The organism is Haladaptatus sp. DYF46 (genome assembly GCF_021083305.1).
Classification (GTDB): Archaea; Halobacteriota; Halobacteria; order Halobacteriales; family Haladaptataceae; genus Haladaptatus.
Genome location: NZ_JAJFAY010000006.1, coordinates 1 through 12,049, shown reverse-complemented (window position 1 = coordinate 12,049; position 12,049 = coordinate 1). Strand labels below are relative to the sequence as shown.

Sequence of the window (12,049 nt, the reverse complement as noted above, 5' to 3'; positions counted from 1 at the left end):
AGCATACTGGTATGTTTAGGAGGACAAAACGGATCCGTGAGGGTCTCACACTTCGGTTTTCGTGTGGATACGTTCGAAAAGTCGGTGAACGCCCGTCTTCGACAGAACATAAATCATCATTCGGTATGAATTCAAACTGCTAGTTTAGCATCGGTGAACAAATATAAATGGCACTCTTGCGATGTACGCTCATGGACGAACCGAATCGGTATCCGGTGAAGGCGACGCGGACGTCGTTCGCGCTCATAGAAATTCTCGCGACCGATGGGCCGCTCGGCGTGACCAACGTGACCACCAGAATGGACGCGACGAAGGGAACCGTCCACAACCACCTGACGACGCTTCGCAGTTTGGGATACGTGAAGAAAATCGACGGCCGATACGACCTCACCTTGCGCGCGCTCGCGACGGGCGAACGGACGCGGGAGCGGTCGAACCTGTTCCGCGTTGCGAAACCCTACTTGGACAACCTCTCGAAGACGACCGGAGAATGGGTCGGCCTCTTCATCGAGGAGGAGGGCCGCGGGACTCGTGTCTATCACGCGGTGAGTTCCGGCACGTGGTCGCCGCCGTCGGTCGATGGTGACCAACTGCCGCTCCACGCGACCGCCGCTGGAAAGGCGATTCTCGCTTCGATGCCCGACCAACGTGTCGAGGAGTGCGTTCGACGACACGGGTTGCCCGCGCGAACACCCCAAACGATAACCGACCGGGAGACGCTCGACGCACAACTTCGAAGCGTCCGCGGTGACGGCGTCGCTTACTGTCGGGAGGAACGAATCGAAGGAGTCAACGGCGTTGCCGCTCCCGTCCGCAGTAACGAGGACGAGCGCGAGGGGGCCATCTCCGTGGTCGGACGGGCGGAGGTGCTCAACGGCAGGCGTTTCGAGGAGGACATCACCGGACAGGTGTTGAGTACCGCGAAGCAGGTAGAACTGGAACTCCGATCCGATTGAACTCGTTTAGTAATTCTAAACGATTCGACGGGTTCTCCGGTTCGTTCGTACTCTCGGTACCGGTCGGGAACCGTCCCTTGGTTCGTCGACCGCTATCGTCCTCGAAACTGCCGAGGCGACCGTGGTTCCTAATGTTCCCACATCTAAATTACAATGGTAGGGGTGTAATGCAATGGATCGTCAAAACGACGACGGTCCAACGGTTGGCTTGCATCCTACGTGGCCTCGTCACCTCGTCTCGTTCTCTATACTATCGTCTGGCATATGTGTTGTTCTAAATGCCTCTCTACTACCTATTCTGATCACCCCCCTCTTAAGAATAGCGTTTTTCCGTATCGTATCGAGCGGTAGGCGAAACCGAATCCGCTCCAGCCTCCCTACACACAGTGTATCGTGTAAGCGTAACAACGGCGACCCGGGCCGGTTCCCGGTCACTCCGTGTCGCGACGGAACCGAAACGGCGACCGGTCGTCGTCCGTGAAGAGCGCCCGACTCACGACAAGCCACGTCGGGATGGCGAGCACGACGATGGCGAGAAAGCGGACCCCCGAATCGAGTGGCGTGAGTAGGGCGCTGTAGAACCACACGATGGCGAACGTGAGGGCGAGCCGAATCATCGGCTTCAGCGCGACTTTCATTCGTTACCCAGCCGTCCGCCGTCCGCGACAGGTTCGTCGGCGTGGTCGAAGCCCTCGATGCTGAACCTGTCGTCGACGACCGCGTCCTCGGCGACGAAGCCCGTTCCGTACTCGAACTCGTCGACGTGAATGCACGCCGCCTTGTGCCCGTCGTTCGCCCCGGGTATCGCATCCAGCGACGGGTCAGTCGTCTTGCACTCCTCGGTAGCGTTCGGGCAGCGAGAGTGGAACGAACACCCTGACGGCGGGTCGAGCGGCGACGGGACCTCCCCCTCCAACGCCGTTCGCGTGCGGGCGAGGTCGGGATCCGGTTCCGGAATCGCGCGGAGTAACGACTTCGTGTACGGGTGTTGCGGACTTTCGAAGAGGTCCGACCCGTCCGCCACCTCCACTATCTCGCCGAGATACATGACCGCCACGCGATCACAGACGTGGCGGATGACGCTGAGGTCGTGGGCGATGAACAGGATCGTCAGATCCAACTCGTCCTGCAGATCCATCAACAAGTTGAGTACCTGGGCTTGGATGGAGACGTCGAGCGCCGAGACGGGTTCGTCGGCGACGATGAACTCCGGATCGACCGCCAGCGCGCGGGCGATACCGACGCGCTGGCGCTGCCCGCCCGAGAACTCGTGCGGATACCGATTGGAGAACTGCGGCGGAAGGCCGACCGTCTCCATCAGTTCGTCGACGCGCTCGTCGCGTTCGCCCTCGTACAGCCCGTGAATCTCCATCGGCTGTTTGAGCAGCTGTGAGATGGTCTTTCGACGGTTGAGACTGGACGCGGGGTCCTGAAACACCATCTGGATCCGCTTTCGCATCGCCTTCATCTCCCCATCCGACAGGTCGGTGAGGTCGGTTCCGTCGTAGCGAACCGTCCCCTCCGTCGGCTCGTCGAGGCGCAGGAGCGACCGTGCCGTCGTGGACTTTCCGCTTCCGGATTCGCCAACGAGTCCGAGCGTCTCGCCGCGTTCGATTTCGAAGTCGACGCCGTCGACGGCCTTGATGCGCTCCTCCGCGCCCATCAGTCGGTCGATCAGTCCATCGTTCTGAACGAAGTGCTTGCGCAGTCCGCTCACCTCCACCAGTGAGTCGTCAGTCATCGATTACTCCTCCATCGGCCGCGGTTTCGGTACGCGGACCGGTTTCCGTCTCGTTCGATGTCGGGCCGTATCCACGGGCGTGGATACAGGCGGCCTCGCGATTCGGTTCGACCGACCGCAGTTCCGGGTCGTACTCGCGACACGCGTCCGTCGCGTGCGGACATCGCGGATGGAACGAACACCCCGACGGCAGGGCGGCGAGGTTCGGCACGTCGCCTTTGACCGGGACCAACCGGTCCAGTTCTCCCCGCAGCGTCGGCAGCGAACGCATCAACCCGCGCGTGTAGGGGTGGCGCGGATTCTCGAAGAGGTCGTCCACGCTCGCGCGTTCGACGATGCGACCGCCGTACGCGACCGCGACGCGGTCGCAGGTGCCGGCGACGACGCCGAGATCGTGCGTGATGAGGATGATGCTCATGCCGTACTTTTCCTGAAGGTCGTCGAGCACTTCGAAGATCTGTGCCTCGATGGTCACGTCGAGTGCCGTCGTCGGTTCGTCCGCGATGAGCACGTCCGGTTCGCACGAGATCGCCATCGCGAGCAGTGCGCGCTGGCGCATCCCGCCCGAAAACTGGTGCGGATAGCTGTCGACGCGGGCCTCCGGTTCCGGAATCCCCACGTCTTTCATGAGCGAGACGGTGCGCTCGCGCGCTTCTCGCTTCGAAACGTCCTGATGTCGCAGGATGACGCGGCTGATCTGTTGGCCGATGGTGAACACCGGGTTCAGGCTCGTCATCGGGTCCTGGAACATCATCGATATCTCGTTGCCCCGTATCGCGCGCATCTCGGCTTCGCTCTTGTCCAACAGGTCGTCGCCGTCGTAGAGGACGCTTCCCCGTTCGATGCGTCCGGGTTCGTCGACGAGTTGCATCACGGAGAGCGCGGTAACGCTCTTTCCGGACCCGCTCTCGCCGACGATGCCGAGGGTTTCGCCCTCGTGGAGGTCAAACGAGGAGCCGTCGACGGCTTTCACCGTCCCTTCGTCCGTGTAGAACCGCGTGACGAGATCGCGAACCGACAGAATCGGGTCGCTCATTCTCTCGTTTCCTCCGTGTACCGCGGATCGAGTGCATCGCGTAGCCCGTCACCGAGCAGGTTGAACCCGAGGATGGTGAGCACGATGACCGCGCCCGGGAACACCGAGTACCACCACTCGCCGCTGTAGAGGTAGCCTCGCGCGTTCGACAGCATCAACCCGAGACTCGCCTTCGGGGGCTGGATACCGAGGCCGAGAAACGACAGCGCGGCGCTCGCCAGCACGGCCGTCCCCATGTACAACGTGCCCTGAACGACCACGGTCGGCAGCGTGTTCACGGCGATGTCCTTCAGGAGGATGTGTCGGTCGCTCGCTCCGAGCGCCTTGGCGGCGTCGATGTAATCCTCTTCCATCTCCTTGAGCACGGAGCCGCGCATGACGCGGGCGAAACTCGGAATGTAGACGACGCCGATGACGATGATTATCTTCACCAAGTTCGGAAGCACGAACGACGCGTATTCCGTCTCCCCGACGCCCAGTACGCCCAGCACCGCGATGGCGAGGATGAGGCTCGGGAACGAAAAGAGGATGTCCATGAACCGCATGATGATCTCGTCGATCCACGTGTTCCGGTAGTAGCCAGCTATCGCACCCGCGCTCACGCCGATGAGCATGGCGAAGAAGACGACGCCGAGCGACACCGTCATCAGTGTGCGCAAGCCGTAGAGGATGCGCGAGAGGATATCGCGGCCGTGATGGTCAGTTCCGAGGTAGGCGGTCATCGATCCGACCGCCTCGCCGTTCTCGTTTTCGACTATCATTTCGGCGCCCATCGGCATCGGGTTGTGTTCGCCCTCGGGTGCCTCGAACTGTGCGGTTGGGTCGTGCGGGGCGACGTAGGGTGCGAACAGCGCGAGGAGAACCATCGTGCCGATTATCCCACCGCCGATCAGCGATAGCTTGTTGCGCCGGAACTCCTTCCAGAACATCTGGAGCTGCGAGTGATGCGTCCCGGGGGCCGACTCAGCGTCGAACTCGTCCGCCTCTGCGTGGTCTTTCGTTGCCATCGTTAGTTCCTCCCGCCGTATCGGATTCTGGGGTCGAGGTAGGCGTAGAGTACGTCGACCGCGAGGTTCGCGAAGACGAACACCATCGAGATGAACAGGATGAGCGCCTGAATGATGCGGTAATCCCGCCGGTCGATGGCGAGTATCAGGAGCTTCCCGATTCCCGGGAGATTAAATACGGTCTCCGTCAGAATCGCCCCGTTCATCAGCTGTCCTAGGCCGACGCCGATGACGGTGACGACCGGGATGAGTGCGTTCTTTGTGGCGTCTTTCAGTATCACTTCGCGGCTGCTGATACCCATTGCTTTCGCCGTCTTGATGTAATCTTGGCTGAGCGTGTCGAGCATCTCCGAGCGCATCATCCGCGCGATGAGCGCGGAGTATGCCGTCCCGAGCGTAATCACTGGCAACGTCAGTTGCTGGAGGTTCGCCACCGGGTCGACCCACGGCGGCGTCCAACCGCCCGTCGCCCACGGGAACGAGAACTGAACCGCGAACACCATGATGAGGATGATCCCCAGCCAGAAATCGGGGATGGAGATACCGGTCAACGCGGCGATACGCGCCGCGTGGTCCTCGATCCGGTCCTGGCGCACGGCACTGATGATGCCGGTGGGAATGGCGATGAGTATCGCCATTATCATGCTGAGTATCGAGAGTTCGATCGTCAGCGGCAGTCGCTCCACGATGATGTCCGTCACTGGTGCCCCCTGTTGGACGGTCCACGACGTTCCTAGGTCGCCCTGTATGGCATCGGCCATCCAGAGCCCGTACTGGACGTACACCGGTTGGTCCAACCCCATGTCGTGTCGAATTTGGCTGACGAGCTTTTCGTCTTGGAGCGGCCCGAGCATCACGCGGACGGGGCCACCCGGTGCGAGGTGAACCAGCGCGAACACCACGACGCTGACACCGAGCAGTACTGGTATCGTCAGCAGCAGGCGTTTTGCGACGTAGCGTCCCATGCTCATCGCCCGATCACCACCGAAGCGGTTCTACATAGACTCATTCGTTCACTCCCTCTGGATCGAATTCCATGATTATATCCGTTTACTCACCGATCTCGATGTCCCGGTACTTGTCGACGAACGTGCCGATATCGTAGTTCTTGACCGAGTTGTTCCACGCCTCGAGCTTGTTCACGTACGCGATGTCGATCTGAATCGCGTGTTCGACGAGATACTCCTGGAGACGGTAGACGATCTCTTTCTGGGTCTTTTCGTCCGTCGCGGCCTGCGCTTCGCGCAACTGTGCGACGTACCACTCGTGTCCGTTCGAGTAATCTCCCTTGGCGTCCGCTGGTGGTTCAGGCCCGCTCGGGGCGTAGATGTCCATCAGGTCGTCCGCTTGGTGGTGCCAGTTGTTGTGGTTGTGGTTGTTGTTCGCGTAGCCTGCCTCCAGCCACGACGTCACGACCGGAATCGACTGTCCCCAGTCTTCCATGGCGGCGTGCCACTTGTTCGTGCTGTAAACCTCGTTCAACAGGGTCGACTTGTCCACGGCGGTGACGTTCACATCGATGCCGATGTTGGACAGCTGATTCTGGATGACGACGGCTTCGTCCTTGAACCACGAGCCCTTGGTGGCGATGATGTCCATCTCGAAGCCGTCGGGATTGCCCGCCTTTTCGAGTTCCGAGCGTGCTTTGTCGGGGTCGTAGAGCTTCATGTCCTTGAGCTTCGGCGACGTCCACTCGCTGTCGGGGTACCACGGACCTTTCTGGACGACGCCCTGTCCTTGGAAGATTTCGTCCAGAATCTCGTCGCCGTCGATGCCATAGAGCACCGCCCGCCGGTTGTTGACGTTGCTCATCGGGTTGCCCTCCGCTTCCATGAGGTTCACATAGAGCACCTGCGTGAGGTTTCCGGGAACCGATTCCGCCGTTATGTCCGGCTGGCCCTTCAGCCCCTCGAAATCCTTCGGCGGAACCTTGTTCGTGAGGTCTATCGTGCCGGAGCGGAGGTTGGCGAGGCGCGTGGAGTTCTCCCCGATGAAGTCGAACTTGATTTCATCGACCGACGGGATGCCGTCCATCCAGTAGTTCTCGTTTTTCTTCAACAGAACGTGACTTCCGCTCTTCCACTCGACGAACTCGTACGGGCCGGTCCCCGCACCGCTCGGATCGTTCGTCAGTTTCGTCGCGAGGCCGCTCGGCCCCTTCCCGTCCTGCGTCTCGCCGCGCGAATCCTTCGGGACGATTCCTTCCAGACTCCGTGTGAGCCACCAGTTGAGCGTCCCGAAGGGCTTCGACGTGTTCAGCCGGAGGGTCCGGTCGCCGACGATTTCGCTGCTCTCCACGAACGGCATGCGGCTCTTGATGGGGGAGTTGTTCTCGGGGTTCAGAATCCAATCGACGGAGTATTTGAAATCCTCGACGGTCACGTCGTCGCCGTTGTGGAACGTGATTCCGTCGCGGAGCGTGTACTCGAACGCCTTTCCGCCGTTCTTCGGTTCCGGCACTTCCGTCACGAGTCCCGGCTTCAGCTTCTCGTCGGGCGTCAGTTCGATGACCTCGTCGAAGATGAGGCCGCCGACGGTACTCGTTGCGGTGTCCGTCCAGAGCGCGGGATCGAAGTTCCACACTTCCGCGGAGATGGCGACGTTCAACCGCGTCTTCTTGCCGTTTCCGCCACCGCCGCCGCCACCGTTGCCGTTGCCGTCTCCGCCGCTGTCATCGCCGTCGTCCGACTTTCCGGAACATCCCGCGAGCGCAGTCCCGGCCAGCACGCCGGCGACGCCGACGAACTGCCGTCTATTCAGGTTGTATTCGATTATGTCATCTTCTTTCATGTCTACGTATACCTACTTCGATTCACACATTTTGGTGTGGTCTATCTTAGCACATGGAGATAGATTATATAATTGTTTTGTTGGCGGCACGGCCTCGTTTCGATACGTTTCGTTACGATTACCTGTCCCATAGCAGTTTAATAGTCGAACTTTGTTGTAGGGCCATGGCAGATGCCAGACCGCTCACCCTACGAGAGCTACGCAGAGACCTGCACAAAAATCCCGAATCCGGTTGGAAGGAGTTCCGTACGACTGCGCTCATCGCACACGAACTCGACGAACGCGACTACACCCTTCACCTCGGTACGGACGCCGTCGCCGAGGACGCCCGTCTCGGCGTTCCGGACGAGGCCGACATCGCGAACGCGGTCGCTCGCGCCCGTGAGGAGGGTGCACCGGAGTCGTTCATCGATCGAATGGACGATATCACCGGACTCGTCGCCGAGAAGTCGTACGGAGACGGGTCGGGACCGACCGTCGGTGTCCGAGTCGACATGGACGCGCTGGAACGCAGCGAGGCTACCGACGACGACCACCGCCCCGCCCGCGACGGGTTCGGGAGCACCCATCCGAACGAAATGCACGCGTGTGGCCACGACGGCCATACGGCCATCGGTCTCGGTATCGCACGCGAATTCGACGAGAACGGCGGTTTCGACGGGACGTTGAAACTGTTCTTCCAACCCGCGGAGGAGGGCGGGCGGGGTGGTAAACCGATGAGCGAGACCGACCACCTCGACGACGTCGAATACTTCCTCGCGCTTCACCTCGGACTCGGTAACGAGACGGGAATGGTCGTCGCGGCGTACGAGAACCCGCTGTCGAACGCGAAACTCGACGTGACGTTCGAGGGTGCCCCGAGTCACGCGGGGAACGCGCCGAACGAGGGACGCAACGCGTTACAGGCCGCGACGACGGCGATTCAGAACCTCTACGCCATCCCTCGCCACTCCGACGGCGCGACCCGGATCAACGTCGGGAAGGTCCACTCGCCGAATCCGCAGAACATAGTCGCCGAGGAGGTCCGGATGCGCGTCGAGGTTCGCGGCGGCTCGGCGGACCTGAACGACTACATGTTGGAGAAAGCGCGTCGCGTCGTCGAACATGCGGCCGGAATGCACGACGTGGAACTTCGAACCGGCCTCTACGGGAAGACGACGACGTTTACGGCCGACGATTCGATGATCGAGGCCGTCACGGCCGCGGTGGCCGACGTCGACACCGTCTCCACCGTCGTCGAACGCGCCGACATGGGCGGGAGCGAGGACGCGTCGTACCTCATCCGTCGCGTGCAGGAGAACGGCGGTGAAGCGACCTACGTCGGCATCGGCGCGAGCAACCCGCACGGCCACCACACGGCGCGATTCGATATCGACGAGGATTCCCTCGCTATCGGGGTTGACGTCGTCGCTCGTACCGTTCGAACGCTCTGATCGCTGCACTCGGACGTGATTCGCCGCTGGGTTCAGAGCGGCCGCGCCGTCGGTAGGGCGGCCATCGACTCGACGGCGCTACCGGTAGTTATCCGGACGATACACTGCGTTTATTACCCCTCATTTCGATTGAGCGGAGGTATGCAGGTTGACCAGGAACGCCTTCGTCGCGACGTCGAACGGAACGGCCAGTTCGGTGCTATCGACGTCGATGAAGGACACGGGCGGACGGTACTGACAGGAAGCGACGCGGACCGGCGCGCACGGGAGTTCTTCGTCTCGCGGCTCGAAGACGCCGGGCTCTCCGTGCGCGTCGATGCGGTCGGAAACATCGTCGGGCGGTGGACGCCGGAGGGGGTCGATCCCGACGCCGCGCCCGTGGCGGCCGGGAGTCACCTCGATTCCGTTCCCAAGGGGGGTATCTTCGACGGGCCGCTCGGCGTTTACGCTGCGCTCGAAGCCGTCCGAACGCTGCAAGCTTCGAACGCGGACCTCCGACGGCCGGTCGATGTCGTCTCGTTCACCGAGGAGGAAGGCGCACGGTTCTCGTTCGGATTGCTCGGGTCGTCCGTCGCCGCCGGCGTTCGAACGCCCGAGGAGGCGCTGTCGCTCGCTGATGACGAGGGGCGCACACTCGGGTCGCACCTGCAGAACGTCGGCTTTGCGGGCGACGACGATGTTCACGCGGACGAATGGTCCGCCTGGGCGGAACTGCACGTGGAACAGGGAACGACGTTGGAATCGGCCGGGAATCAGGTCGGCGTCGTGGACGCCATCACCGGCATCACGAACTGCAGGGTCGAAGTCGTCGGCGAGGCCGACCACGCGGGCGCGACGCCCATGGATGAACGGTCCGACGCGCTCACGACCGCGAGCGAGTTCATCGTCGACTTTCGTCGCGCCGCGGAAGAAGTGGTCGCCTCCACCAGTCCGACGGCCGTCGGAACGGTAGGCCGGTGCGACGTCGCGCCGAACGCTCGCAACATCGTTCCGGGGCACGTCGAACTCCACATGGACATCCGCGACGTCGAATACGAGTCGATGAACGCGCTCGCGGACCGCGCTCGACAGTCACTCACGCGTCTCGAACGCCGTGCTCCGGTTCGAACCGAATTCGACCGGTACCGTGACCAGCGGCCCAGCCGGATGGCTGACAGGTGTGTCGAAGTGGCATTGAACGCGGCTGAAACGCTCGATATCGGGGCACAGAAGATGCACTCCGCAGCGATGCACGATACTGCAAACGTCTCGTCGGTGACCGACACCGTGCTCCTATTTGCCCCCTCGCGGAACGGCCTGTCGCACAATCCACTCGAATGGACCGACTGGGACGATTGCGCCGCAGCGACCGATATACTCGCGACGACGCTGGCGGAACTGGCGAGCGACTACTAGCCGAATCGGACCTTGCACTCGACGATGGACGCGACTCGTTGCGTCGTAGATAGTTGCAACCGGGGTCTAGAAGCGGTATGTTGGCTTGTTTCTCTTTATATGTGTCGGATTCAATCGTCGGTGTTCGATTTCAATACTCCGACTTCCCCCGCGTAACGTCGGGAAATCACGCCGCCCTAAGATGATTTGCCCCCGGGGCTCGAGCTCCGTCGGTCGGTGATGGGACGATTAGACGAGTCAGAGCCGGACGAAAACACACGTACTACCTTCTCCCTTGAGATTGCAACATATGCAAACAACTATAACGGTCGTTTGCACAGTGATGGTATGAGCAAACTACCGAACAACGGGTCGCCATCACGGTCGTTGAGTACCGTTGTGACGGCGGTGAACGTGATACGGGCTCTGGAGGAGCTACGTAACGCGACCGTTGACGACTTGGTCGACCACCTCGACGTCTCCAAAACCACGATGTACAACCATCTTGCAACACTTCGACAAACCGGGCTCGTCGTCAAGAACGGCGACGCGTACGAACTCAGTCTTCAGTTCCTCCTCCTCGGCGAGTTCGTCCGCAACCAGCACGTCCTCTACAAAGTGGGGAAGAAGGAGGTCGAGAAGTTGGCCAAACGGACCAACGAGTACGCGCACCTCTCGACTGAGCAACACGGCCTTCGAATCAGCCTGCTCAAGGTACGCGGCGAGAAGGCCGTCGGGGACGAGTATCAGACGTCGAAGTTACAGAAACCCGACTATCTGCACCCGTCGGCGACGGGGAAGGCGATACTGTCACAACTCTCGCCCGAACGAACCGCGGAGATAATCGACTTTCACGGCCTGCCGGCCAAAACCCGGAACACCATCACCGACAGGGACGAACTTCTCGAAGAACTCGAAGAGACGCGCGAACGCGGTTACTCCTACAACGACGAGGAGGAGATCGAGGGGTTGCGCGCGGTCGGTGCGCCGATCAGGGACCGCGACGGAAACGTCCTCGGGGCGTTGAGCGTCTCCGGGCCGACGAGCCGGATGAAAGGAACGCAGTTCCAGGAGACGATTCCGGAGATGGTCACGAGCACCGCCAACGTCATCGAGGTCAACATCAACATGTCGGATCGGAGCTCCGACACGCCGGGTTTGGGGTAGTCCCGTCATCACGTCGCGCGCTGCTACCGAGAGGTGCTTCGGTGGGGACGGTTCCGCCCGTTCCGTCGTCGACGAACTCCTTCAAAAGACAGTAATCGTCGGCTTGGGTGTAACAAACGAACGCTCGACGCACCGGCTTCCGAATTCTCAGAAGCCATTACAGGACTATCACTGTAACACTTCACAGCTGAATGTGTACCACCGTCTACCGAATAAATAATAACACTACGTTGGAATCGAGAAGTAGTACGAATCAACCCGAGCCAGTGGTTTCGGTAGCGTCGATGAGGTGGTGTTTTTCCGAGTATGATCACTTCGACCAGTCACGCCCAACTTGCCGTTCGATGGGTCCAAAGCCATGGGCCGGTAAAAACGGCGAGCGAGTGGCGGTATTCACCCACACCCCTCCCACCCATAACAGAAGTTGAGACTGGTGCTCTCAATGCATAGAAATCGGTATGAGCGAGTGTTTTATTATGCTTTGACAAAAATTATCAACGTATGATTTCACGACGAAATGCCCTTGCTGGTGCCCTCGGTGTGTG

At 60.9% G+C, this 12,049-nt stretch carries 10 protein-coding genes; 4 read left to right on the top strand and 6 right to left on the bottom strand.

Annotation, left to right across the window (positions count from 1 at the left end):
• Positions 1-167 precede the first annotated feature (167 nt).
• Positions 168-956, top strand: a complete 789-nt coding sequence (locus LJF34_RS21970) for an IclR family transcriptional regulator (RefSeq protein WP_231187840.1) — start codon at positions 168-170, stop codon at positions 954-956.
• A 431-nt stretch (positions 957-1,387) separates the two neighbouring features.
• Here LJF34_RS21970 and LJF34_RS21965 read toward each other — a convergent pair whose 3' ends face one another.
• The 6 genes from LJF34_RS21965 to LJF34_RS21945 all read right to left on the bottom strand — a co-directional run bounded on the left by LJF34_RS21965 (position 1,388) and on the right by LJF34_RS21945 (position 7,530).
• On the bottom strand, positions 1,388-1,594 hold the full coding sequence (locus tag LJF34_RS21965; RefSeq protein ID WP_231187838.1) for a hypothetical protein: 207 nt from the start codon (positions 1,592-1,594) through the stop codon (positions 1,388-1,390).
• On the bottom strand, positions 1,591-2,697 hold the full coding sequence (locus tag LJF34_RS29320; RefSeq protein ID WP_342765899.1) for an oligopeptide/dipeptide ABC transporter ATP-binding protein: 1,107 nt from the start codon (positions 2,695-2,697) through the stop codon (positions 1,591-1,593). Before LJF34_RS29320 ends, LJF34_RS21965 begins: the two co-directional genes overlap by 4 nt.
• Complete coding sequence (locus tag LJF34_RS29315; protein ID WP_342765898.1) at positions 2,690-3,733, bottom strand: ABC transporter ATP-binding protein; 1,044 nt, start codon at positions 3,731-3,733, stop codon at positions 2,690-2,692. Before LJF34_RS29315 ends, LJF34_RS29320 begins: the two co-directional genes overlap by 8 nt.
• Positions 3,730-4,740 (bottom strand): ABC transporter permease, encoded by a 1,011-nt coding sequence (locus tag LJF34_RS21955; RefSeq protein WP_231187836.1) that lies wholly within the window; start codon positions 4,738-4,740, stop codon positions 3,730-3,732. The genes LJF34_RS29315 and LJF34_RS21955 overlap by 4 nt, the downstream gene beginning before the upstream one ends.
• A gap of 2 nt (positions 4,741-4,742) precedes the next feature.
• Entirely contained in the window at positions 4,743-5,711 is a 969-nt protein-coding gene (locus tag LJF34_RS21950; RefSeq protein ID WP_231187834.1) for an ABC transporter permease, read from the bottom strand.
• A gap of 79 nt (positions 5,712-5,790) precedes the next feature.
• The gene (locus tag LJF34_RS21945) at positions 5,791-7,530 is read right to left on the bottom strand and encodes an ABC transporter substrate-binding protein (RefSeq protein WP_231187832.1); all 1,740 of its coding nucleotides are present in this window, start codon (positions 7,528-7,530) and stop codon (positions 5,791-5,793) included.
• Positions 7,531-7,694: 164 nt separating this feature from the next.
• On the opposite strand from LJF34_RS21945, the gene LJF34_RS21940 reads away from it, so the two are divergent.
• From LJF34_RS21940 to LJF34_RS21930, 3 genes are all read left to right on the top strand, one after another.
• Positions 7,695-8,963 (top strand): amidohydrolase, encoded by a 1,269-nt coding sequence (locus LJF34_RS21940; RefSeq protein WP_231187830.1) that lies wholly within the window; start codon positions 7,695-7,697, stop codon positions 8,961-8,963.
• Positions 8,964-9,104: 141 nt separating this feature from the next.
• Positions 9,105-10,358 carry a M20 family metallo-hydrolase gene (locus LJF34_RS21935; protein WP_231187828.1) on the top strand — a complete coding sequence of 418 codons (1,254 nt, stop codon included), beginning with the start codon at positions 9,105-9,107 and terminating at the stop codon, positions 10,356-10,358.
• A gap of 327 nt (positions 10,359-10,685) precedes the next feature.
• A complete protein-coding gene (locus tag LJF34_RS21930) occupies positions 10,686-11,504 on the top strand; it encodes an IclR family transcriptional regulator (protein ID WP_231187827.1) in 819 nt (272 codons plus the stop codon).
• Positions 11,505-12,049 lie beyond the last annotated feature (545 nt).

Bases quoted from the DNA above. Each gene is read 5' to 3' on its own strand.
- LJF34_RS21955 (WP_231187836.1), bottom strand. From the start codon at position 4,740: ATGGCAACGAAAGACCACGCAGAGGCGGACGAGTTCGACGCTGAGTCG.
- LJF34_RS21930 (WP_231187827.1), top strand. From the start codon at position 10,686: ATGAGCAAACTACCGAACAACGGGTCGCCATCACGGTCGTTGAGTACC.
- LJF34_RS21965 (WP_231187838.1), bottom strand. From the start codon at position 1,594: ATGAAAGTCGCGCTGAAGCCGATGATTCGGCTCGCCCTCACGTTCGCC.
- LJF34_RS29315 (WP_342765898.1), bottom strand. From the start codon at position 3,733: ATGAGCGACCCGATTCTGTCGGTTCGCGATCTCGTCACGCGGTTCTAC.
- LJF34_RS21950 (WP_231187834.1), bottom strand. From the start codon at position 5,711: ATGAGCATGGGACGCTACGTCGCAAAACGCCTGCTGCTGACGATACCA.
- LJF34_RS21970 (WP_231187840.1), top strand. From the start codon at position 168: ATGGCACTCTTGCGATGTACGCTCATGGACGAACCGAATCGGTATCCG.
- LJF34_RS21940 (WP_231187830.1), top strand. From the start codon at position 7,695: ATGGCAGATGCCAGACCGCTCACCCTACGAGAGCTACGCAGAGACCTG.
- LJF34_RS29320 (WP_342765899.1), bottom strand. From the start codon at position 2,697: ATGACTGACGACTCACTGGTGGAGGTGAGCGGACTGCGCAAGCACTTC.
- LJF34_RS21945 (WP_231187832.1), bottom strand. From the start codon at position 7,530: ATGAAAGAAGATGACATAATCGAATACAACCTGAATAGACGGCAGTTC.
- LJF34_RS21935 (WP_231187828.1), top strand. From the start codon at position 9,105: ATGCAGGTTGACCAGGAACGCCTTCGTCGCGACGTCGAACGGAACGGC.